The 20,931-nt window shown below is 69.3% G+C and carries 23 protein-coding genes; 6 read left to right on the top strand and 17 right to left on the bottom strand.

Annotation, left to right across the window (positions count from 1 at the left end; translation table 11 throughout):
• Positions 1-45 precede the first annotated feature (45 nt).
• Positions 46-477, top strand: coding sequence for a (deoxy)nucleoside triphosphate pyrophosphohydrolase (locus WFK95_RS10420; RefSeq protein WP_336670641.1), 432 nt, complete (start codon positions 46-48; stop codon positions 475-477).
• Here WFK95_RS10420 and WFK95_RS10425 read toward each other — a convergent pair.
• From WFK95_RS10425 to WFK95_RS10455, 7 genes are read right to left on the bottom strand one after another with little or no spacing between them, the layout of a single operon-like run.
• Positions 474-872, bottom strand: a complete 399-nt coding sequence (locus tag WFK95_RS10425) for a hypothetical protein (protein ID WP_336670642.1) — start codon at positions 870-872, stop codon at positions 474-476. The genes WFK95_RS10420 and WFK95_RS10425 overlap by 4 nt on opposite strands.
• 29 nt (positions 873-901) lie before the next feature.
• Positions 902-4,486, bottom strand: coding sequence for a chromosome segregation protein SMC (smc, locus tag WFK95_RS10430; protein ID WP_336670643.1), 3,585 nt, complete (start codon positions 4,484-4,486; stop codon positions 902-904).
• Positions 4,487-4,511: 25 nt separating this feature from the next.
• The gene (locus tag WFK95_RS10435; RefSeq protein ID WP_224646175.1) at positions 4,512-4,970 is read right to left on the bottom strand and encodes a DUF350 domain-containing protein; all 459 of its coding nucleotides are present in this window, start codon (positions 4,968-4,970) and stop codon (positions 4,512-4,514) included.
• Complete coding sequence (locus WFK95_RS10440; RefSeq protein ID WP_336670644.1) at positions 4,967-6,172, bottom strand: glutathionylspermidine synthase family protein; 1,206 nt, start codon at positions 6,170-6,172, stop codon at positions 4,967-4,969. Before WFK95_RS10440 ends, WFK95_RS10435 begins: the two co-directional genes overlap by 4 nt.
• Positions 6,172-7,002 (bottom strand): hypothetical protein, encoded by an 831-nt coding sequence (locus WFK95_RS10445; protein WP_336670645.1) that lies wholly within the window; start codon positions 7,000-7,002, stop codon positions 6,172-6,174. The genes WFK95_RS10440 and WFK95_RS10445 overlap by 1 nt, the downstream gene beginning before the upstream one ends.
• Positions 7,003-7,005: 3 nt before the next feature.
• Complete coding sequence (locus tag WFK95_RS10450; RefSeq protein WP_336670646.1) at positions 7,006-7,287, bottom strand: acylphosphatase; 282 nt, start codon at positions 7,285-7,287, stop codon at positions 7,006-7,008.
• A gap of 3 nt (positions 7,288-7,290) precedes the next feature.
• A complete protein-coding gene (locus tag WFK95_RS10455) occupies positions 7,291-7,728 on the bottom strand; it encodes an OsmC family protein (protein ID WP_224646170.1) in 438 nt (145 codons plus the stop codon).
• Between the two features lie 92 nt (positions 7,729-7,820).
• On the opposite strand from WFK95_RS10455, the gene WFK95_RS10460 reads away from it, so the two are divergent.
• The 4 genes from WFK95_RS10460 to WFK95_RS10475 are packed head-to-tail and all read left to right on the top strand — an operon-like array spanning position 7,821 to position 10,243.
• Positions 7,821-8,360 (top strand): DUF1648 domain-containing protein, encoded by a 540-nt coding sequence (locus tag WFK95_RS10460; RefSeq protein ID WP_336670647.1) that lies wholly within the window; start codon positions 7,821-7,823, stop codon positions 8,358-8,360.
• 10 nt (positions 8,361-8,370) lie between these two features.
• Positions 8,371-8,871 carry a DUF1648 domain-containing protein gene (locus WFK95_RS10465; RefSeq protein ID WP_224646166.1) on the top strand — a complete coding sequence of 167 codons (501 nt, stop codon included), beginning with the start codon at positions 8,371-8,373 and terminating at the stop codon, positions 8,869-8,871.
• Positions 8,868-9,290: an NAD(+)--rifampin ADP-ribosyltransferase gene (gene arr / locus WFK95_RS10470; protein ID WP_102101563.1), complete on the top strand. Its 423-nt coding sequence runs from the start codon at positions 8,868-8,870 to the stop codon at positions 9,288-9,290. The genes WFK95_RS10465 and arr overlap by 4 nt, the downstream gene beginning before the upstream one ends.
• Before the next feature lie 50 nt (positions 9,291-9,340).
• Positions 9,341-10,243, top strand: a complete 903-nt coding sequence (locus WFK95_RS10475; protein WP_336670648.1) for an alpha/beta hydrolase — start codon at positions 9,341-9,343, stop codon at positions 10,241-10,243.
• A gap of 11 nt (positions 10,244-10,254) precedes the next feature.
• On the opposite strand, the gene WFK95_RS10480 is transcribed toward WFK95_RS10475, so the two are convergent.
• The 9 genes from WFK95_RS10480 to WFK95_RS10520 all read right to left on the bottom strand — a co-directional run bounded on the left by WFK95_RS10480 (position 10,255) and on the right by WFK95_RS10520 (position 17,559).
• Positions 10,255-11,070: an alpha/beta fold hydrolase gene (locus WFK95_RS10480; protein ID WP_336670649.1), complete on the bottom strand. Its 816-nt coding sequence runs from the start codon at positions 11,068-11,070 to the stop codon at positions 10,255-10,257.
• A 153-nt stretch (positions 11,071-11,223) separates the two neighbouring features.
• Positions 11,224-11,817 carry a PadR family transcriptional regulator gene (locus tag WFK95_RS10485; protein WP_336670650.1) on the bottom strand — a complete coding sequence of 198 codons (594 nt, stop codon included), beginning with the start codon at positions 11,815-11,817 and terminating at the stop codon, positions 11,224-11,226.
• 183 nt (positions 11,818-12,000) lie between these two features.
• Complete coding sequence (gene mutM, locus WFK95_RS10490; protein ID WP_336670651.1) at positions 12,001-12,858, bottom strand: bifunctional DNA-formamidopyrimidine glycosylase/DNA-(apurinic or apyrimidinic site) lyase; 858 nt, start codon at positions 12,856-12,858, stop codon at positions 12,001-12,003.
• A complete protein-coding gene (gene rnc / locus WFK95_RS10495) occupies positions 12,858-13,652 on the bottom strand; it encodes a ribonuclease III (protein ID WP_336670652.1) in 795 nt (264 codons plus the stop codon). The genes mutM and rnc overlap by 1 nt, the downstream gene beginning before the upstream one ends.
• The gene (locus WFK95_RS10500; protein WP_336670653.1) at positions 13,649-14,227 is read right to left on the bottom strand and encodes a YceD family protein; all 579 of its coding nucleotides are present in this window, start codon (positions 14,225-14,227) and stop codon (positions 13,649-13,651) included. The genes rnc and WFK95_RS10500 overlap by 4 nt, the downstream gene beginning before the upstream one ends.
• Positions 14,228-14,284: 57 nt before the next feature.
• Positions 14,285-15,076: a DivIVA domain-containing protein gene (locus WFK95_RS10505; RefSeq protein ID WP_224646157.1), complete on the bottom strand. Its 792-nt coding sequence runs from the start codon at positions 15,074-15,076 to the stop codon at positions 14,285-14,287.
• 131 nt (positions 15,077-15,207) lie between these two features.
• Positions 15,208-15,681, bottom strand: a complete 474-nt coding sequence (coaD, locus tag WFK95_RS10510) for a pantetheine-phosphate adenylyltransferase (protein WP_224646156.1) — start codon at positions 15,679-15,681, stop codon at positions 15,208-15,210.
• Complete coding sequence (rsmD, locus tag WFK95_RS10515; RefSeq protein ID WP_336670654.1) at positions 15,678-16,238, bottom strand: 16S rRNA (guanine(966)-N(2))-methyltransferase RsmD; 561 nt, start codon at positions 16,236-16,238, stop codon at positions 15,678-15,680. Before rsmD ends, coaD begins: the two co-directional genes overlap by 4 nt.
• A gap of 22 nt (positions 16,239-16,260) precedes the next feature.
• The gene (locus WFK95_RS10520; RefSeq protein WP_374201288.1) at positions 16,261-17,559 is read right to left on the bottom strand and encodes an MFS transporter; all 1,299 of its coding nucleotides are present in this window, start codon (positions 17,557-17,559) and stop codon (positions 16,261-16,263) included.
• Positions 17,560-17,887: 328 nt separating this feature from the next.
• Here WFK95_RS10520 and WFK95_RS10525 point away from each other — a divergent pair, with 328 nt between their 5' ends.
• On the top strand, positions 17,888-19,492 hold the full coding sequence (locus WFK95_RS10525; protein WP_336670655.1) for an alkaline phosphatase D family protein: 1,605 nt from the start codon (positions 17,888-17,890) through the stop codon (positions 19,490-19,492).
• Here the strand turns inward: WFK95_RS10525 and WFK95_RS10530 are convergent.
• Positions 19,465-20,868, bottom strand: coding sequence for an LLM class flavin-dependent oxidoreductase (locus WFK95_RS10530; protein WP_224646153.1), 1,404 nt, complete (start codon positions 20,866-20,868; stop codon positions 19,465-19,467). The two genes, WFK95_RS10525 and WFK95_RS10530, sit on opposite strands and share 28 nt — an antisense overlap.
• Positions 20,869-20,931: the final 63 nt, after the last annotated feature.

Raw genomic sequence — 20,931 nt, forward strand, 5'->3', positions numbered from 1 at the left:
CACCTCCCTCTGACATGAACGGGCAAAGGTGCCAGAATCGCCGACATGCACTCTGACGCTCCGCGGCTCGTCGTTGGCGCGATCATCGTGGACGACCTGGAACAGCCAACCAGGGTTTTCGCTGCGCGGCGCACAAGCCCAGTGGCGCTCGCCGGCCTCTGGGAGTTCCCCGGTGGCAAGACCGAAGCAGGTGAGACGCCCGAGGCTGCGCTCGTCCGCGAGATCCGCGAAGAGCTCAGTGCGACCATCTCTGTCGGTCCCGAAGTACCCCATGCATCAGGCGCATGGCCAATCTCGGAGAAGTACGAGATGCGGCTCTACTTCGCTGCCATCGCGCACGGAAAGCTCGCGCCGGGCGACTCCCACGACGAGTTGCGCTGGATGGCACCCAGCGACCTTGGATCCATCGCTTGGTTGCCCTCAGACGCAGGCGCGATCGAGACGATCCAGGAACGCCTTTCGACCTGGGCTACTTAGACCTGGAGGATAAAGGGGCCGTGGATACCGCGGACTGCGGCGAGCTGCGGCGCGTATCTCGTGTCGCGGATGTTGCTCGCGTAGACCGAGAGGTGCTCGCCGACCTCATCGTGTTCGATGCATGGATCGCCCCTCCCATCGCGAATCGCTGTGATGCACAACCCGTCTTGGTTCCAGTCGAACCAAATCTCGCGGGCGTCAGGCGACGCCTCTCTCACCAACCCTGCAATCAGATCCACAACGAGCCGGTTGATCTCGCGTTCCTTCGCCGGGCCAGGGGCAAGGCCGAATGCTCGATCCAACTCCCGGTCGAGAACCGCTCGTGTGTCCACAAATACCTCCACGCGTTCATCCAGCCGCGACTGGACGCACCCGATTTTGTCACCCATGGTCACGGTTTCATACTGCCTGAACAGGCTCGCTCTCACACCGGCAGCGCGCCCAGCTCCTGGCCACGAATCCGCTGGGAGATGACCTGGGTGATGCCGTCGCCACGCATTGACACACCGTACAGCGCGTCGGCGACCTCCATCGTCGGCTTCTGGTGAGTGATCACGATGAGCTGGGACTTGTCGCGCAGCTGCTCGAACAGGGAAATCAGTCGGCGGAGGTTGGTGTCGTCCAGCGCAGCCTCGACCTCGTCCATGACGTAGAACGGGGACGGCCGGGCACGGAAGATGGCGACCAGCATCGCAACGGCGGTCAGGGACTTCTCGCCGCCGGACAGCAGGGACAGCCGCTTGACCTTCTTGCCCGGCGGCCGGGCCTCGACGTCGATGCCCGTCGTCAGCATGTCCCCCGGCTCGGTGAGGATCAGCTTGCCCTCGCCGCCCGGGAACAGGGTCTTGAACACCTCAACGAACTCGCGCTCCACGTCCACCCAGGCCTCGGTGAACACCTGCAGGATCTTGGCGTCCACCTCCTCGACCACGCTCAGCAGATCCTCGCGAGCCGACTTCACATCCTCGAGCTGCGTGGAGAGGAAGTTGTAGCGCTCCTCCAGCGCCGCGAACTCCTCCAGTGCCAGCGGGTTCACACGCCCCAACGTCGCCAGGTCCTTCTCCGCGAGCTTGAGCCGGCGCTCCTGCACCGCTCGGTCGAACGGGAGCCCCTGTGGCTTCACCACAGTCTCGCCGCGCTCCCGCGCCGCCTCGTACTCCTCCAACTCCAGCGAAGACGGCGGCAGCGGAACGTCCGGCCCGTACTCGGCCACCAGGTCGTCCGGCGACATCGCGAACGACGCCACCACCTGCTCCTCGAGCTGCTCGATCCGCAGCGCCGCCTGCGCCCGCGCCACCTCGTCGCGGTGCACCGCATCGGTCAGCTGGGCCAACCGCGCGGTCAGCGAGGTCGCCTCCTGTCGCGCGACGTCCAGTGCACCGGCGCGCTGGGCGCGTGATGCCTCCAGCGCATCACGATGCGCAGCAGCACGTGTCACCGCGCGCCCCAGTCGCGAGGTCACCAGCGCAGCGCCTTCCGCCACCGACTTGGCAACCGCAGCCGCCGACAGACGCGCAGCAGCCGCCGCCTCCGCCCGCTCCCGGGCGGCACGTTCGGCAGCGGCGGCCCGTCGAAGCCCCTCGGCCTTGCCCCGCACGCCGGCCGCGCGCTCCTCGGCGGTCCGGCGGGCCAGGCGAGCCTCCATCTCCACCGAACGCGCCGCCGACAGGGCGGCAGCCGCCGCGTCCCGCTCATCCGTCCCCACGGACACCGAATCCTCGGGCAGCTCTTCCGCGAGCCGCAGGCGCTCCTCGTGCTCGACCAGCGCGGTTCGCGTCTCGTCCCGCGAGCCCTCGATCCTGGTTCGCTGCGCCACCAGGCGCTCGGCCTCGTCGCGCGCGCTCCGCGCGGCCTGCCCCAGCCGGGCCAGCTGCTCATAGATCGCGCCGAGCTGCGCATCCGACTCGTGCAGCGCCGCCAGCGCCGACTCCGTCACCTCGCGCCGCGAGGCCAACTCCTCGACGGCGCCGGCCAGAGCGGCCGACAGAGACTCCACCGACCGCCGGGTCTCCCCCAGCGTCGCCTCGGCGGCGTCGATCGACTTCTGCACCTCCAGCGTCGACTGCCGCGCCGCGGAGCCGCCGGTCAGCACGCCGTGCGAGATGATGTCACCGTCGGACGTGACTGCCCGCAGTTCGGGCCGCGCGGCGACCACCGCCAGGGCGTCGTCGAGGGACGAAACGAGCACGTACCCGGCCAGCGCCGCCGTCACGGCCCCCTCCAACGAGGACGGGGCGGTCACGCACGACACGGCCCAGACGGCACCGTCGGGCAGGGGGCCCGTGGGCACCGTGCCGGGCGCGACGCCCTCGACGACGACGGCCGCCCGGCCCCCGTCGGCCTCGCGCAGCCGAGCAACCGCCGTCACGGCCGCATCGACCGAGCCCGCCGCGACGGCCTCCGCCACCGGTCCCAGTGCGACGGCGACGGCCTTCTCGTAACCCGCACGGATGGAGAGGCGCGACGACACGGCGGCCGTCACACCGTCGACGTGCTCGGCGATCCAGGCGGCACCGTCGCCCCGGTCCAGGTTCAGCGACAGCGCCTCGACGCGCGCGACGAGCGAGGCCACCTTCTGCTCGGCCTCCCGCTCGGACGCGCGCAGTTCCTCGACCCGCGCGCTGGCGGCGTTGTAGGCCGCGACGCTGCGTTCGTGGTGCTCGTCGAGGGAGGCCTCCGAGGCGTCGAGCTCGGCGATCTGCCCCTGGACCTGCTCGAATTCGGCCTCGGCGGCCTCGGCGCGCTCCACCGCCTCGGCGATGGCGGCGGTGAGCCGCCCGGACTCCGCCTCCACGGACTCGGCGCGGGTGCGCAGGGTCTCGACCTGGCCGGCCAGGCGCGCGAGCCCTTCCCGACGGTCCGCGATCGCCGCGACCGCGGCCATGTGCGCCTTCTCCGCGTCCCGGGCGGACTCCTCGCGCGACGCGAGCTCCTCGGTGGCCTCCTCGAGGATCATGGCGGCCTCCTCGAGGGCCTCCATGAGCTCGGCCTCCTCCTCGGCGACGCGCTCGGCCTCGGCCTCCAGCTCGTCGGGGTCGCGGCCGGGAGCGTGCTGCACGGGCTCGGACAGCAGGCGGGCGCGCTCGGAGGCGATGCGCTCCGTCGACGAGACGCGCTCGGCGAGCGCGGACAGCGAGAACCAGCCTTCGCCCGCGGCCTTCACCGCGGGGTCGAGCTCGGCCACGGCCTCGGAGTGCTCCGCGACCAGCGCGTTCGCCTCGTCCAACTGGCCCGCGACGAGATTCTGCTCCTCACGCACCGCCGCCTCGTTGCCGCTCTGGTCGGCCAGCTCGGCGCGCCGGCGCACCAGGTCGTCGGCGGCCAACCTGAGCCGGGCGTCACGGAGGTCGGCCTGGATGGTCTGCGCCCGACGGGCCACCTCGGCCTGCCGCCCCAGCGGCTTGAGCTGGCGGCGCAGCTCCGTCGTGAGGTCGGTGAGGCGGGCTAGGTTGGCCTGCATCGAGTCAAGCTTGCGGACCGCCTTCTCCTTGCGGCGACGGTGCTTGAGCACACCGGCCGCCTCCTCGATGAAGGCGCGACGTTCCTCGGGCTTGGACTCGAGGATCGCCGCGAGCTGGCCCTGCCCGACGATGACGTGCATCTCGCGCCCGATGCCGCTGTCGGAGAGCAGCTCCTGCACGTCCATGAGGCGGCACTTGGTGCCGTTGATCTCGTACTCGCCGGCGCCGTCGCGGAACATGCGCCGCGTGATGGAGACCTCGGAGTAGTCGATGGGCAGCGCACCGTCGGAGTTGTCGATGGTGAGCGTGACCTCGGCGCGGCCCAGCGGCGCGCGGCCGGACGTGCCGGCGAAGATGACGTCCTCCATCTTGCCGCCGCGCAAGCCCTTGGCGCCCTGCTCGCCCATCACCCAGCGCAGGGCGTCGAGGATGTTCGACTTACCCGAGCCGTTGGGCCCGACGACGCAGGTGATGCCCGGTTCGAGGCGCAGAGTCGTCGCCGAAGCGAAGGACTTGAAGCCCTTCAGTGTCAGCGACTTGAGATACACGAAACGCCAGTTTAGGCGGTGACCGTCAGAGGACGGCCATCGCCACGATCAGACCGAGCGCGACGTGCGACGCGGCGATCACGCGGGCCTGCGGCAGGAAGACCTCGGAGTACATGAGTTCCTCCATGTCGACGCCCGTGACCAGGTCGAGGACGCGCACGGAGACGATCTGCGCGATGATGCCGACCACGCCGTAGACCAGCGAGTAGATGACACCGTCCAGCAGGTTGCCGCCGCCGGTGTAGTTGGCGTAGATCGCGACGACGATGATGAACGCCATCGAGAGCATGCCCGCGCCCGTGATGTAGGTGGCGTTGGGCTTGCCGGCCTTCACCAGGTCGCGCAGCTTGCCGGGAGTGGAGAGGTCGACGGCGTAGAAGCCGACCACCATGAGCAGCAGGCCGACGAGGGCGTACAAGCAGATCGCGCCGATGCCCTTGCCCAGGGTGCCCAGGTCTGCGGCGGCGAGGAGGGTCGTGTTCATGATGCGGTCGTGCCTTTCGGAGTGATGCGGTGCGGGATGAAGGCGGCACCGTCGTCGGTGATGAGTCCGGAGGTCTCGCGGATGCCGATGCCGGCGGACTCGTCGCCGACGACCCAGGCGCCGATCACGGGGCGGTAGCCGTCGAACTCGGGCAGCGGGTCGAACATCTGGTACACGTAGCCCTCGGCGCCGTAGACGCCGCCGGTGGCGGTCTCGCGGCCCGCGTCCACGATCGTGAGGTTCGCGCCCTCGCGCCCGAGCTTGGGCTTCTTCACGTACTCGGTGAGGAAGCCGGGGCTGTCGATGAAGGCGGGCAACAGGTTCGGGTGGTCGGGGTACATCTCCCACAGGACCGCGAGGATCGCCTTGTTGGAGAGGATCGCCTTCCACAGCGGCTCGATCCACGTGGTGGCGGGGATCGATTCGACGACGCGCTTGCCGAAGTCGTCCTCGAGGATCCACTCCCACGGGTAGAGCTTGAACACCGAATTGATCGGGGCGTCTTCGAGATCCACGAAGGTCTTGAGGTCGTGGTCCCAGCCGATGTCCTCGATGGGCAGGCCGACGGTGTCGAAGCCGGCCTCGGCGGCCGTCTCCTGCAGGTAGCCGGTGGTCACGTGGTCCTCGCCCGTCGCGTCGGCGCCGGACCAGGTGAAGTGCAGCTCCGACGCCGGGATCACGTTCCGGATCTCGCCCCAGCGCGCGACGAGCGACTCGTGCAGGGAGTTCCACTGGTCGTAGCCGCCCTCGTCCCAGGAGCGCTTGTCCGGCGCGGTGTCCTGGAACCAGTACCATTGCACCACAGCGGCTTCCAGCAGCGAGGTGGGTGTATCGGCGTTGTACTCCAGCAGCTTCGCGGGCCGCCGGCCGTCGTAGCGCAGGTCGAAGCGGCCGTAGACGTGCGGATCCTGCCGCTTCCACGACTCCTCGATCGGGCCCCACGCCCACTCGGGGATGCCGAAGTCGGCGTACCGCTCGGTGAGGATCACGTTCTCGACGGCCTTGAGGCACATGGAGTGCAGCACCTCGACCTGCGCCTCGAGGGCGAGCACCTCGTCCATGTCGAACTCGTAGAACACGGACTCGTCCCAGTAGTTCCGGCTGTCGCCGGCACCGTCGCGCGCGGGGGTGCCGAACACCAGGCCCTGCGATTCGACGGTCCGCTGCCAGCCCGCGCGGGGCGTTCCCCGCATGCGCCGCACTAGGAGCCGCTCGATCCGGAGCCGCCCTTGGAGCTCCCGCCCTTGCTGGAGGTGCCCAGGCCGCCGCGATCGATGTTCTTGCCGCTGGATCCGCTGTTGCTGCCGGCGTTGGTGTTCCCGCTGCCCGAGCCGCTCCCCGATCCCGTCCGCGAGCCGGCGGCCGGCGGCGCGGGCTTGCTCGCCGCGTTCGTCTGGCCGTTGGTGCCGAACGAGGTGGTCTTGGCCGGGTCCACTGCCGCGCCCGTCGAGGTGCGGAAGGCGGTGTTGGCGGGCCGGTCGTAGCTGCCGCCGGTGATGCGGCCGTTGTTGTAGGAGCCGCCGTAGTTGTACCGGTAGCTCATGCCGTTGAGGAAGATGAAGCCGGTCACCGGGTTGTACGTGCCCCGCGAGCAGTAGTCGTCGGAGACCACCTGATCGCCGTCGACGGTGCAGTACGCCGTCTGCGTGTTCACGTTCTGGGTGTTGTCGTTGTCCGGGATCGCGACGTAGAGGAGCGCGATCGCGCCCACCACGCCGACGCCGACCCCGGCGCCGATCATCTGCTTGCGCCGACGGCTCTTCTTCGCGGCCGCGGCGGCGGCCTCCGCCGCCTCGCGCTGCTCGTCCTCGGCGCGCTGGCGCTGCGCCCGCTGCCGGGCGCGGGCCTCGGCCACCGTCTCCGGGCGGGCCTGTGTGTTCTCGTCCTGCTGCCGCATCCGACCGGGCCGCCGCGGGGCCTCCCCCGTGTCCGGGAGATGCAGCTCCGGCGGCATCCCGGGGACGGGCATGTAGTTCGACTCCGGCCCGGGGATGTCGCCCACCGGGCGGTTCTCAGGGATGGGCGGCTGCATGCCTCACCTCTCCTCGAACGACGGGAGCCCGCCTCGCGCGGGCCCGAACAGTTCCACGACCAGATCGACCCTGCCCGGAGTATCCCCCGACCACAGGCGTTGCAGCAGAGTGTCGCATGCGGAGCGGTCTCCCTCGACCACGACCCGCACACGTCTGTCCGGCTGATTCGCAGCGTAACCGAGCAGGCCCAGTTCCAGGGCCTGAGTCTTCGTCCAGTACCGGAAACCGACGCCCTGCACGTGACCGTGCACCCACGCCGTCATCCGGGCCTGATCGTCGGGCACGCGCTACCCCGAGGTGATGTCGAGATTGACCGTCGTGCCGGCCTTGAGCGTGCGGCCGACGGTGCACACCTGGTCGACGGCGCGGCGGGCGACGGTGATCAGCCGCTCCTGGGCGGCCTCGTCGAGCTCGGACAGGTCGAGCTCGAGGATCTCGTTGAGTTCGGGGTAGACCTCGTTCTGCCGGTCGGCGTCGCCGGAGACCCGCACGGTGGCGTCGTAGTCCTCGCCCAGGCGGCGGGCCAGCACGTGGTCGGTCGACATGCCGCTGCACGCGGCGAGGGCGATCTTGAGCAGCTCACCGGGGGTGAACACGCCCTCGACGTCCGCCGAGCCGACCAGCACCTCGGCGCCGCGCGAGCTGCGCCCGGTGTAGCGGCGCACGCCGGTGCGCTCGACCCAGAGTTCGGTGGACGGTGCCTGCGCGTTCGTGTCGTCGGCCATATGTCCAATCTACGGCAGCACCGTCCGCGACCAGCGCTCGGAGGGCCGGGCTCGGCCGTCCCTATCGGCGGGAGACCGGTAGCGTTGTGAACATGCGTGCGCGGTGGTGGTCGTTCCTCGGAACAGTCCTCGCGTACGCGGCCGCGGCCTCGTGGGCGGCGGTCTCCGGACCGGACCCGTTCCCCACGCATTTCGGCCTGTCCGGGCAGCCGGACTCGTGGACCCCGCGCGCCGAGGCGGTGTCCCTGCACGCGGGCATCGCGGCGGGCGTCGCCGTCCTGATCGCGGTGCTCGCACTGATCGCGCCGCGGATCCCGACCTCGATCATCAACACGCCGCGGCGCGACTACTGGCTGTCCCCCGAGCACCGACCCGCGTTCGACGACATCGTCTCCGGGTTCCTGCTCTGGGCGGGCGGCCTCTTCCTCGTCCTCCAGGGCGCAACGTTCGTGGTGACGGTCATCGACCCCACGGAGACCGCCGCCAAGTCGACGCTGGTCATCCTCTTCCTCGTCGCGCTCGTGGGCTCGATCGGTTACCTGATCTGGCTGCTCACCCATCCGCCGAAGCGGTCGACGACGACGTCGCGGGGCGTCCGCCCGGGTCGCACCGGAGATCGTTCGTCGAGGTAACGTCATCCGCATGCGACCCCGATGGTGGATCTTCCTCGGCGCGGTCCTGCTCTGCGGCGCCTCGCTCGCCTGGGCCGCGACGTCGGGTCCCGATCCCTTCCCCACGCACTGGGGCGCCGGTGGGACCGCTGACTCCTGGAGTCCCCGTGGTTCGGCGGTCGGAATCTTGGCCGTGTCTGCGGCGGCCCTCGCGGCGCTGTTCGGCGTCCTCGCCGCCTGCACGTCCGCCCTCCCGGACGGCCTCATCAACCTTCCGCCCACTTCCCGCGCGTACTGGCTCGACCCCGCGCATCGCCCCGGCCTGGACACCCTCCTGCAGCGATACCTGCTCACAGTCGGGACCGCGGTGCTGCTCCTGCTTGCCGTGTCGGTGACCGGTGCCATCGTCAGCCCCGAGGGGAATCCGATTCTCGGCGTCGGCATCTGGGCCGTCTTCGCGGTCATCGCCGTGAGCAGCGGTCACCTGTTGTGGCGTCTGGTCCGGCCGCCGGCGGATAACCTGGCCGCATGAGCGCCTCCACGGAAACCGGCCCCTTCTTCCACGGAACCACCGCAGACCTCCAGCCCGGCGACCTGCTCAGCGCGGGCTTCGTCTCGAACTACCGCCCCGACGTGGTCATGAACCACATCTACTTCACCGCCCTGCGCGACGGTGCCGGGCTCGCCGCGGAGCTCGCCTCCGAGCTCAAGTCCGACGGTGCCGCCCCGCGCGTCTACGAGGTCGAGCCCACCGGCGCCTTCGAGGACGACCCCAATGTCACCGACAAGAAGTTCCCCGGCAACCCCACCCGCTCGTACCGCAGCACCGAGCCGCTGCGCGTCGTCGCCGAGGTGACCGACTGGACCCGGCTGACCCCCGAGGCCCTGCAGATGTGGCGCGACACGATCGTCTCCAAGGCACCCGCCGACCGCGGCGAGATCATCAATTGATCACCTCCGGGTCCCGCGAGAACCGGCCCTCAGCCCGGTGGGCCTGAGGTATGGATTTCGCGCTGAACGGTCTCGTCGAATCGGTATCGGCCACCGACGCGGCCCTCACACGCGAGTTCTACGCGGCAAGGCCTCGTGGCTCGGCGATCGCGGGCTACGACGAGCTGATCGCGGTCCGACACGAACGCAGCCTGCGGTTCGCTGGTTCCGTTCGCGCCGAAGCCGAGTCTGCGGATCTCGCCGGGCACGCCGTACCGATCCGAATCATCGAGCCGCAGCATCGTCCGGCCGTCGGCGTTCTACTGCATTGCCCCGGCGGCGGGTTCTACATGAGCTCGGCGGTCGCCGACGACGAGCGGAACGCGCGGCGGGCGGACGCCACGGGGCTCGCGGTGGTCAGCGTCGACTACCGGCTCGCGCCCGAGAACCCCTGGCCCGCAGCCCCGGACGACTGCGCCGCGGCCGCCGACTGGCTGATCGCTCACGCGCCCGAGCGCTTCGGAACGGACAGGCTCTTCATCAGCGGCTTCTCGGCGGGAGCGACGCTGGCGGCATGCGTCCTGCTGCGGTTGCGGGCAGGAGGACGCGGCGACGCTTTCCGCGGAGCGGTGCTGGAGGCCGGGACCTACGACCTGACCACACTCAATCCGTCAGGGGCCGCTGTCGTCGACGACTACTTCGTCGAGGCGTACGTCGGCAAGGTGGAGGACCGCGCCGATCCCGATGTGTCACCCGCGTACGGCGACCTCCAGGGGTTGCCGCCGACGTTGCTGACCGTCGGCAGCGACGACGTCGTTCTACCCGACAGTCTGCTCATGGCGGCGAGGCTGGCGGCCGCAGGGAACGACGTGGATCTTCGGATCTATCCGGATGTGCCGCACGGCTTCTCGAACCATCCCACGCCAGTGGGTCGCAGTGCCACCGCTGCCGTCGACGCATGGCTGCGTGCTTAAGCCAGGCCCGTTCACTGCGTGAAGAACGTCGTCAGCACACGGGCCATGGATTCAGGGGCGACGACGTGTCCCTGCCCGTCCAGCGTGTGTCGTCTGGCCTGGGGGATCACAGCGGCTATCGCGCTCGCGGCGCGGACGAAGAAGTCGGTCGGCATGCCCGCCAGCTGGGGCTGGGTGATCGACCCCTCGGTGGTCACCAGGACCGACTGTGTGATGCGGGTGAGTCGGTCAGTGGGGATCTTGTAGTCGTTGAGGACCACGGCGTCCTTGACGAGCGTGTGGGCGAGCACGACGGACGAGGTCCAGAGCGGGTGTTGCTTGCTGGCCGCGATGTCCGCGTCGGGTCCGCCGGTCAATGTCATGAACAGTTCCAGGAGCTCCTCATCCCGGTCGGCTTCGTACGCCTCGCGGGTGTCCGCGAGGTACTGGTCGAACCTCGGCCGCAGGTCGTCTCCGATCGCGTACGGCACATCCCACACCGCGATCTTGTCGATCGCCGACCCTGCTGCAGCTGCCTCCAGCACGAGAGCACCGCCAGATGACGAGCCGTACACATGAGCTGAGCCGCCGGCCGTCGCAATCAGCGCGTCGAGGTCTTCCACCTCACGCGCGAGTGCGTACGGCGACGCATCGCCGCTGGCTCCCCGGCCGCGTCGTGCGTAGTTGTAGACCGTGAAACGGTCGGCGAGGAACCTGGCCAGCGGCGCGTTCTCAGCGCCGTCGTCCAGGGTGCCGCCGACGAGGATCACCGCCGGGCCGGTGCCTTTCCGGTCGTAGGCGATTCTCGTACCGTCGACGGACGTCACACGAAGTGTCATCTCGTTCATTGCTTCTCTCCTCTTATCGATGCGCGGTCGTCACCGTCGGAGCATCGGGAGTTCCGGGCTTGGCACCGGTGGTGGCGTTGACTGAGCGCCCGACCTAGTCAAACTTGATTACTAGCTCAGAGTGCACCTCGAGGACCATCTAGTCAAGCTTGATTAGGAGCTCTTCTTGAGTTGATCAGGGACCGTTCGCCACGACCCCGGATCATCAGCCATGATGTAGGCACCCTCAGACAGGCGTCCGCTCAGGCTCTTCGCCCACTCCAGTTCGGTGCGTGCGTGTCCCGCCCACAGGTCGGCCTGCTCGCGGACGTGCTCCGGGGTGTCCCGATTGGGGTGCTTCCGCCACTCGGCCTGCGCTACGAGCTCTGCTTCCAGGCTCGCGACCCGCTCGCCAACCTGCGCGATGGCATCTGACCTGGTCAGCATGGGCAACATCGCGATCGCCGCGTTGAGCATGTCCGCGTCGTGGGTGCGCCGCAGACCGTCGCGGACCATGTCGACCATCTCGTCACATCCCCGCGCTGTCACGCGGTACAGAACTCTCTCCGGCCCGGAATTGCCCGCCTCGGCGTGTTCGGTGAGGAGGCCATCAGCCGCCGCCTTCTTGAGCGCGTGATATACCGAGCCGGGATTGATCTTGGCCCACGTCTCCGCACCCCAGCTCTGCAGTTCGGACCGCACCTGGTAGCCATGCGCGCCGCCGGAGAGGTGCACGATGCCGAGTACCAAGAGCTTCGTCGCCGACATGCGCCCACCTTCGCTCAACCTGCTCGGACTCGCTCCGTGCTGCTCAATGAGTTCAATCGCCTCGGCAGCCAGCGCAAGCGCTGCCTGCGCTCGGTTCACTCATTCTTAGGCTCAAGCATATGAGCATCCCCGTACCGACCGCGATGAGCACGCCGAACCCGATGTGAGGCTGACCGTGCCTGGTCAACGCGGCGTGCGCTGACACGTCGGGCAGAAGTGGGAGCCGCGGTTCATGAAGGACTCACGCCGCATGATGGTGCCGCACCGACGGCAGGGTTCGCCGTCGCGTCCGTAGGCGTCGAGGCTGCGGGAGAAGTACCCGGACTGCCCGTTCACGTTCACGTACAGCGAGTCGAAGCTGGTGCCGCCCTGGTCGAGGGCCTGCCGCATCACGTCGGTGGCATCGTCGATGAGCCGCCCCAGCGCGGCCTTGGTGAGGGCGGAAGCGCGACGGCGACCGTGCACGCCGGAGCGCCACAGGGCCTCGTCGGCGTAGATGTTGCCCACGCCGGAGATCACGGTCTGATCGAGCAGCACCCGCTTGACCTCGGTGTCCTTGCGCTTCATCCGGGCGATGACCGCGTCGCGATCGAACAAGGGGTCCAGGGGATCCCGGGCGATGTGCGCGACGGACGCGGGCACGAGCGTGCCCGCGACCTCCTCGAGCGGGTCGACGGCCCAGCCGCCGAAGGTGCGCTGGTCGACGAACCGGAGCACGGCACCGTCGGACAACCCGGCCCGGATGCGCAGGTGCCGGTCGTCGCCCGGCCCGACGAGCATCTGTCCGCTCATGCCGAGGTGCACGACGATCGCGGCGTCGGCGGGGGCGCCGCCGCGCGCGAGCGGCAGCCACAGGAACTTGCCGCGACGCTCCGCGGATTCGACATCGGCTCCGGTGATCTGGCCGATCATATCCGCCTCGCCAGCGGCGTGGCGCCGCGCGGCGCGGGGGTGCAGCACCTCCACGGAGGTGACGCCGCGGCCCACCAGGTGATCGACGAGGCCGCGCCGGACGACCTCGACCTCGGGCAGCTCGGGCATCAGGCCGGCTCGGGCGCCTGCTCGGCGTCGCTCGCCGCCGCATTGCCCGCAGCCGCGTCATCGGCAGGAGACTCGGAGTCGTTCACGTCCAACGACTTCCACGCTGCAGCGGCGGCCTTCTGCTCGGCCTCCTTCTTGGTGCGGCCCACGCCCTCGCCGAGGTCGCTGGAGTCCACGACCGCGACGGCGGTGAACTCCTTGTCGTGGTCCGGCCCCGTCGACGTGATGCGGTACGCCGGCGCGCCGAGGTCCCGCTCCGCGGCGAGCTCCTGCAGCGACGTCTTCCAGTCCAACCCGGCACCCATCGACGACGAAGCCGTCAGCAGCGGCAGGAACAGCCGGAGCACCACCTCGCGGGCGGTGTCGATGCCGTGCTCGATGTGCACGGCCCCGAGCAGGGCCTCCATCCCGTCGGCGAGGATCGAATCCTTGTCGCGGCCGCCGGTGAGCTCTTCGCCGCGGCCCAGGTACAGGTGGGCGCCGAGGCCGCCCTCCCCCAGCCCACGGGCGACGCGCGCGAGGGCGTGCATGTTGACCACGCTGGCGCGGATCTTCGCGAGCTCGCCTTCGGGCTTGTCCGGGTGGGTCACGTAGAGCCACTCGGTCACGGAGATGCCGAGCACGCTGTCGCCGAGGAACTCGAGCCGCTCGTTGGTGGGCAGCCCGCCGGCCTCGTAGGCGTAGGAGCGGTGCGTCAGCGCCAGGGTGAGCAGCTCGTCGTCGAGACCGACGCCCAGGGCTTCCAGCAGCGGGGCGCGGTCCGTGGCGGGCGGCGCAGGGAGGCGCTTGCTCACTTGCCGTCGGCCTCGCCCTCGGTGGCGAACTTCGTGAGCCCGGCCCACCGGGGGTCGATCTGCTCGTGGTGGTGGTCGGCCGGCAGGTCGGCCAGCTTCTCGCCGCAGCCCTGGCACAGGCCCTTGCAGTCGTCGGAGCAGACGGGGTCGAGGGCCAGCTCCATGCCGACCGCGTCGATGATGGCCTGCTCGAGGTCGATCATGTCGTCCTCGATGCGGTACATCTCGTCGTCGTCGGTGGTCTTCGCGGTCTCGCTGCCCGGGTAGGCGTACAGCTCCGTCACGAAGACGTTGAGCGCGCCCGACAGCGGGTCGAGACACCGGGCGCACTGGCCGGCGGTATTGGCGCTCACGGTGCCGGTCACGAGGACCCCCTCGGACACGGCCTGCACCTGGAGGTCGAGATCGACCTCCTCGCCGGACTCGATGGCGATCAGGTCGACGCCGACGCGCTCGGGTGCGGCGACCGTGCGGTGCACCTGCGCAGAGGTACCAGGCCGACGCCCGAAGGCGCGGACGTCGAGTACGTACGGCTTACCGGCCGGCTGTCGCACGGCGGCATTGGGTTCGTTCACAACAATCCTCGGGAACTCGTCAGGTCAAGCCAAACACCCGATTGTACGTCAATCGGGCTACCGCGCGTCGACCCGCGACTCTGCGAACTCCTCGAGGTAGCCGTCGGTGGCGCCGTGATCGCTGTAGTCGTGCACGCCGGCGGCGGTGCGCAGCTGCTGGCGGCCGCGGTTCACCGACCGCATCGTGGCGCCCAGCACCTCCTCGAACTGCGAGAGCTTGGTGTCGACGTACACGTCGCACTCCCCGCGCAGGCGGTCCGACTCGGCGTGCGCCGCATCGATGATCCGGTCGGACTCGCCCTTGGCGGCGGCCACGACCTCGGTCTCGGCGACGAGGCGCTCCTGCTCGGTGATGCCCTCGGCGACGGACCGCTGGTACGCGGCGTTGCCGTCGGCGACCAGGCGCTCGGCCTCGGCACGGGCGCGGCCGGTGACGGCCTCGTACTCGCGCTGGGCGCCGCGTCGGATCCGCTCGTCCTCGGCGCGAGCCTCGGCGACCAGGCCGGTGGCGTGCTGGTGCGCCTCGGCGACCATGCGGTCCGCCTGGGCCTTCGCGTCCGCGAGCAGGCGGTCGGCCTCGGCGCGGGAGCGGCTCAGGGTGGCGTCGGCCTCGGAGTTGGCCTGGGTCACCGTGGTGTCGTAATGGGTGCGCGCCTCGCTGACCAGGCGGTCCTTCTGATCGAGCACGTCCTGCGCGTCGTCGAGGTCGGCCGGGAAGGCGTCGCGGATGTCGTCGAGGAGCTCGAGCACATCACCGCGGGGCACGAGGCACCCGGCGGTCATGGGGACGCTGCGCGCCTCCTCCAGGATGGCGCCCAGCTCGTCCAGTGCTTCGAATACGCGGTACATACACCCATTGTGACGGGTGGGACCGATGTTTCGCCGTAACGGCGCCGCCGCGTGTCGAGTCGGTCGTGGAATCGGCTGATTCCTGACCTACGAAGCCCGATCCGGCCTCGTAGCGCAGAATTCGGCCGATTTCACGACAGCTTGGTGCTCAGGGCGGTCTGCACGTTGGGCGGGATCAGGGCGGAGACGTCGCCGCCCAGCTTCGCGACCTCCTTGACCAGCGAGCTCGACACGTAGGAGTACTGCGGTGCGGTCGTGAGGAACGCGGTCTCGACGTCGGTGAGGTGCATGTTCATCCCGGCCATCGGCAGCTCGTAGTCGAAGTCCGTCGAGTTGCGCAGGCCCTTGAGAATGCACGCGACGCCCTCCTGCCGGGCGTAGTCCACGAGCAGGCCCGTCCACCGGTCGACGGTGACGCCGGGCAGGTCCGCGACGTTCTCCTCGATCAGCGCGATCCGCTCGTCGATGGAGAACATGCCCTGCTTGTTGGGGTTCACGACGACGGTGATCACCAGCTCGTCGAAGATCCGCGCGGCCCGGCGGAAGATGTCCAGGTGGCCGTTGGTCATGGGGTCGAACGATCCGGGGCAGCACGCCTTGCTCATGCCCGGTCATCCTGCCAGACGGCGATCTCCACGCGGGTCTCCCCGTAGTCGCGCGTCAGGTCGAGCTCGAAGCCCTCGGGCCACGTCGCAGCGGGCGTCCGCGCGGAGCGCTCCACGATCACGTGAGCGCCCGGCGCCAGCCATCCCGCGGTCAGCGCGGCGACGTCGCCGTCGACGGTTTCCGCCGGCACGTCGTAGGGCGGGTCCAGGAAGACGAGGTCGTACGGCTCGGCCGGAAGGTCGAGGTACGCCCGCACGGCCCGACGGTGCGCCGTCGCCCCCGGCAGCCCGACGGCGCGCGCGTTCTGGTTGATCACCGCGACCGCCTTGGCGTCGGCGTCCACGAGCACTGCGCGGGCGGCGCCGCGGGAGAGCGCCTCGAAGCCGAGCGCCCCCGACCCCGCGTAGAGGTCGAGGACCGCGAGATCATCGAAGTCGAGGCGCGACTGCAGCGCGCTGAACAGCGCCTCGCGGACGCGATCTGACGTCGGGCGAGTGCCGCGGGGCGGCACCGCGAGCCTGCGCCCGCGTGCCGCCCCGGCGATGATCCTCGTCATCGCTCCACTGTAATCAGTGCGGTTACTCGGCCTTCGCCAGCCGCGCCTCCTCGATGTGCGCGAGGCGCGTGGCGTCGGTGTCCGGGCCGGGCACCTCGGTGCCGCGGATCGAGCAGCCCTTCGTCTCCTGCAGGAAGGGCAGCGCGATGAGGCCGATCACGCAGGCGCCCATCATGTACCACGCGGGGAACAGGCTCTGACCAGTTGCTTCGATCATGGACTCGTTGACGTACGGGGCGGTGCCACCGAAGGCCGCGGTCGCCACGTTGTAGGAGATGGCGAACCCGGCGAACCGCACCGGAGTGGGGAACATGGCGGGGAACGTCGCCGTGATCGTGGCGAGCTGCGGGATGTACAGCACTCCCAGCACCACGAGTGCCACCATCGCCAGAACAGTTCCCTGCTCCATCAACTGGAACAGCGGCCACGAGAGAACGAGCAGGCCGATCAGCGATATCCACCACATCGGTTTTCGCCCCGTGCGGTCGGACAGGGCGCCGAAGAACGGAATCAGAGCCGCCATGATCACCTGGGCGACCAGCAGTACCTTGGAGCCGGTTTCGGGATCCATACCGATCGCCCCGTGCAGGTAGGTGGGCATGTACGCGATCAGTGTGTAGTTCGAGACGTTGAGCGCGATGACGAGCCCGAAGAGGACGAGAATCGGACGCCACTGCTGGGTGAGCAGCTGCTTGAGCCCACCGACCGCCGAATCCTGGTTCTGCTTGTTGTCCTTGAGCTCGACGAACACCGGGCTGTCGTGGATCTGGTTACGGAGGTACCAGCCGATGAAGCCCATCGGCAGCGCCATCAGGAACGGGATTCGCCAGCCGTACTCCTGCATCTGCTCCTCGGAGAGGATGACCTGCAGGAGCAGTACGACCGCGGTGCCTCCCGCGAAGCCGCACATGGTTCCGAACTCGAGGAAGCTGCCGTACTTGCCCCGCTGCCGATCGGGCGAGTACTCGGCCATGAAGGTCGCGGCACCGCCGTACTCGCCGCCCGTCGAGAAGCCCTGCACCATGCGCAGAACGATCAGTAGGACAGCGCCGAGCCACCCCGCGACGGCGTAGGTCGGAAGGAAGGCGATCAACGTGGTCGACCCGGCCATCAGCAGGATCGTAGTGGCGAGCACGGCCTTTCTGCCGATCTTGTCGCCGAGCGGGCCCCAGACGAATCCGCCGAGCGGCCGCAGGACGAACGAGATCGCGAATCCGAGCAACGTACCGATCGTGCCGTTCTCGGGGAACAATGCGTTCGCGATGTAAACGGCCGTCGACGCGTAGACGCCGTAGTCGAACCATTCGGTGAAGTTGCCCATCGCAGACGCGCCGATGGCTTTGTGCAGCGACTTCTTTCGCTGCGTCTCGGTCTCCTGGAGGCCCGCGGACGAGAGCGGTGAACCTCCGGACGTTGTTGAGTTATCAGGCATGCAGATCAGCCCCTGGCGTTGGTCACCGTGCGGACCGGGCTTGCCTGTGGCTAGACACTGCTGGGCCCACCGGACGTGTGATTACCGCGCGTTCGACGTTAACAGAGTCAACGACCGGTTCTCGGGTGGACGGTTCACCTGGTGGACACTGTCCGGCATCCTCGCTGGTAACCCGGTGTTCGCCGCCCGGGAACCGGACTGCGGCATCGTTTCCGCAATGCCCCTCAGTGATTCGCACTTCTCGCGTCGTTCGCTCCTCAAGGCCGGCACCGCCGGCGCCCTCCTGATCCCGGCCGGCTCGCTGCTCTCGGCCTGCGGCTCCTCGTCGGACGGCGCGGCGGCCTCGTCGTCGCCCGGCGTGGTCCGGGGCCGCCCGTCGCTCACCCACGGCATCGCGTCCGGCGATCCCCGCACCGACGGCGCGCTGGTCTGGGCGCGGTCGGACGCGCCCGCACGGATGATCGTCGAGACGGCATCGTCGGAGTCCATCAGCAACCCGCGCCGTTTCGAGGGACCGCAGCTGAACCCGTCGTCCGACGGCGCCGGCCGGTTCCGCATCACGGGTCTCGAGCCCGGCCAGACGGTGCACTATCGCGTCACCCTCGAGGGCGAGAACGGCGCGACGTCCGAGCCGGTGGCCGGCACGTTCCGGACGGCACCGTCGGCGAACGGGAACGTGAGCTTCGCCTGGTCCGGCGACGTGGTCGGCCAGGGCTGGGGCATCAACCGCGACGGCGGGATGGCGATCATGGGCGCCATCGCCGACGCGCGGCCCGACTTCTTCCTGCACTCGGGCGACGCGATCTACGCCGACAACCCCGTGCCGGAGACCCAGAAGCAGAACGACGGCAACACGTACCGCAACGTCACGGCCGAGGCCAAGAACCAGGTCGCACAGACGCTCGACCAGTTCCGCGGCAACTACGCCTACAACCTGACCGACGAGCACTACAAGCGGTTCGCGGCGACCGTGCCGCAGCTGATCCAGTGGGACGACCACGAGGTGGTCAACAACTGGTTCCCGGGCGAGAGCCTGGCGGGGCAGAACCGCAAGGGCTACACCGAGACCGACGTGAACAAGCTCGCGGACTTCGCCTACCAGGCGTGGCGCGAGTGGCAGCCGGTGCAGCCCACGGAGGCCGCCGACGGGCGCCTGTACCGCAAGATCTCCTACGGCCCGCTCCTCGACGTCTTCGTGCTCGACATGCGCAGCTACAAGGACCCGAACCCCAACGCGTGGGCCACGTCCAACGACGCCGGCATCCTCGGCGACAAGCAGACCCAGTGGCTCATCGAAGGCCTCACCTCGTCGAAGGCGGTGTGGAAGGTGGTCGCGAACGACCTGCCGCTGAGCATCGTGGTCCCCGACGCCGCTACGAACCCCAAGGACGGCGGCCCGAAGTCGATGGAGGCCGTCGCGCAGGGCGACAACGGCGCGCCGCTGGGCCGCGAGATCGCCCTCTCGCGCATCCTCTCCCGCACCAAGGACGTGAAGAACGTCGTGTACCTGACCGCCGACGTGCACTACACCGCGGCGATCTCGTACCACCCGGACAAGGCGGCCTTCCAGGACTTCTCGCCGTTCTGGGAGTTCGTGTCCGGCCCGCTCAACGCCGGCGCGTTCCCGCAGAGCCCGCTCGACGGGACCTTCGGCGCGCAGTACGAGTTCGTGCACGCCCCCGACAAGGCGAACGTCTCCCCCGCCGAGGGCTTCCAGCACTTCGGGCACGTCACCATCGACGGCGGCACCCGGGCGCTGACGGTGCACCTGCGCGACGCCAAGGGCGCCTCGCTCTACGCCAAGGAGCTCGCTCCGGCGTAGTCCTGAGCGCCCGCGTAGCGGAAGCGCTGGGCGGGGTGATCGGCGGCGAGCCGGTCACCCTGCCCGAACAGCTTGTGCCGCAGCGTTCCCGGCACGTACTCCGTGGGGTACACGCCCCGTCGGCGCAGCTCCGGAACGATGAACTCGACGATGTCCTCGAAGGTGCCGGGCGTGATCGCGTAGGCCAGGTTGAAGCCGTCGACGTCGGTCTCCTCGACCCACTCCTGCAGCTCGTCGGCTACCCGCTCCGCGGATCCGACGAGCACGGGGCCCATGCCGCCGATGCGGCCCCACTTGCCGATGTCCTCGACCGTCCAGTCCTTGCCCGACGGATCCGCCTGCTGGAAGTTGGAGACGGCCGAGATGATGGCGTTGGACTTGACGTCGCCCACCGGATCGCTCGGGTCGTAGGCGCCCAGGTCGACGCCCATCCACCCGGACATGAAGACCAGCGAGCCCTCGATGCTGGCGTAGCGGTGGTACTCCTCGAGTTTCGCCTGCGCCTTCGCCTCGGTCTCGTCCGTGACGATGGTGAGCAGCGTGTAGACCTTGGCCGAGTACGGGTCGCGGCCGTTCGCGACGAGGCCCTCGCGGATCGTGCGCACGACCTTCTTCAGGATGGCCTTGGTGGGCGCCGCCACGAAGATCGCCTCGGCGTTGCCGGTCGCGAACGCCAGCCCGCGCGGCGACGCGCCGGCCTGGTAGATCACGGGCGAGCGCTGCGGCGAGGGCTCGCCGACATGGATGCCGGGTACGTCGAAGTATTTGCCGTGGTGGTTGATCGGGTGCACCTTCGACGGATCCGTGAACACGCCGCTCTCCCGGTCGCGGATCACCGCGTCGTCCTCCCAGGAGCCCTCCCACAGCTTGTAGAGCACCTCGAGGTACTCGTCGGCGTGGTCGTAGCGCTCGTCGTGCTGCAGCTGGTCGAGCTGCCCCATGTTCTTCGCCGCCGACGGCAGGTACCCCGTCACCACGTTCCAGCCGATCCGGCCGTTCGTGAGGTGGTCGAGCGTGGTCAGCCTGCGGGCGAAGGGGAAGGGGTGCTCGAAGCCGGTGCCGGCGGTGATGCCGATGCCGAGGTGCTCCGTCGCGCCCGCGATGGCCGAGGCCAGCAGGATCGGATCCGACACCGGGACCTGCGCCGCGTGCTTGATGGCGGCGTCGCCGTTGCCGTTGTAGGAGTCGTAGATGCCCAGCACGTCGGCGATGAAGATGCCGTCGAAGGTGCCGCGCTCCAACAGCTTCGCCAGGTCCGTCCAGTAGCTCAGCTCCTTGTAGCGGTGCGACTGGTCCTTCGGGTGCCGCCACAGGCCCGGGGACTGGTGGGCGACGCAGTTCATGTCGAAGGCGTTGAAACGGATCTGACGGCTCATGGAGGCCGACGCTAGGCGGCCCGCCCGCGCCCGCCCAGGCTTGCGCTCAGCGTGACGCGAGGG

The organism is Tsukamurella sp. USMM236 (assembly GCF_037148755.1).
Classification (GTDB): domain Bacteria; phylum Actinomycetota; class Actinomycetes; order Mycobacteriales; family Mycobacteriaceae; genus Tsukamurella.

Bases quoted from the DNA above. Each gene is read 5' to 3' on its own strand.
- WFK95_RS10445 (WP_336670645.1), bottom strand. From the start codon at position 7,002: ATGCAGCCGCCCATCCCTGAGAACCGCCCGGTGGGCGACATCCCCGGG.
- WFK95_RS10520 (WP_374201288.1), bottom strand. From the start codon at position 17,559: ATGGGCAACTTCACCGAATGGTTCGACTACGGCGTCTACGCGTCGACG.
- WFK95_RS10530 (WP_224646153.1), bottom strand. From the start codon at position 20,868: ATGAGCCGTCAGATCCGTTTCAACGCCTTCGACATGAACTGCGTCGCC.
- WFK95_RS10525 (WP_336670655.1), top strand. From the start codon at position 17,888: ATGCCCCTCAGTGATTCGCACTTCTCGCGTCGTTCGCTCCTCAAGGCC.
- coaD (WP_224646156.1), bottom strand. From the start codon at position 15,681: ATGAGCAAGGCGTGCTGCCCCGGATCGTTCGACCCCATGACCAACGGC.
- WFK95_RS10460 (WP_336670647.1), top strand. From the start codon at position 7,821: ATGCGTGCGCGGTGGTGGTCGTTCCTCGGAACAGTCCTCGCGTACGCG.
- WFK95_RS10480 (WP_336670649.1), bottom strand. From the start codon at position 11,070: ATGAACGAGATGACACTTCGTGTGACGTCCGTCGACGGTACGAGAATC.
- WFK95_RS10475 (WP_336670648.1), top strand. From the start codon at position 9,341: ATGGATTTCGCGCTGAACGGTCTCGTCGAATCGGTATCGGCCACCGAC.
- WFK95_RS10420 (WP_336670641.1), top strand. From the start codon at position 46: ATGCACTCTGACGCTCCGCGGCTCGTCGTTGGCGCGATCATCGTGGAC.
- mutM (WP_336670651.1), bottom strand. From the start codon at position 12,858: ATGCCCGAGCTGCCCGAGGTCGAGGTCGTCCGGCGCGGCCTCGTCGAT.
- rsmD (WP_336670654.1), bottom strand. From the start codon at position 16,238: ATGACGAGGATCATCGCCGGGGCGGCACGCGGGCGCAGGCTCGCGGTG.
- arr (WP_102101563.1), top strand. From the start codon at position 8,868: ATGAGCGCCTCCACGGAAACCGGCCCCTTCTTCCACGGAACCACCGCA.
- WFK95_RS10465 (WP_224646166.1), top strand. From the start codon at position 8,371: ATGCGACCCCGATGGTGGATCTTCCTCGGCGCGGTCCTGCTCTGCGGC.
- WFK95_RS10435 (WP_224646175.1), bottom strand. From the start codon at position 4,970: ATGAACACGACCCTCCTCGCCGCCGCAGACCTGGGCACCCTGGGCAAG.
- WFK95_RS10485 (WP_336670650.1), bottom strand. From the start codon at position 11,817: ATGTCGGCGACGAAGCTCTTGGTACTCGGCATCGTGCACCTCTCCGGC.
- WFK95_RS10505 (WP_224646157.1), bottom strand. From the start codon at position 15,076: ATGTACCGCGTATTCGAAGCACTGGACGAGCTGGGCGCCATCCTGGAG.
- WFK95_RS10455 (WP_224646170.1), bottom strand. From the start codon at position 7,728: ATGGCCGACGACACGAACGCGCAGGCACCGTCCACCGAACTCTGGGTC.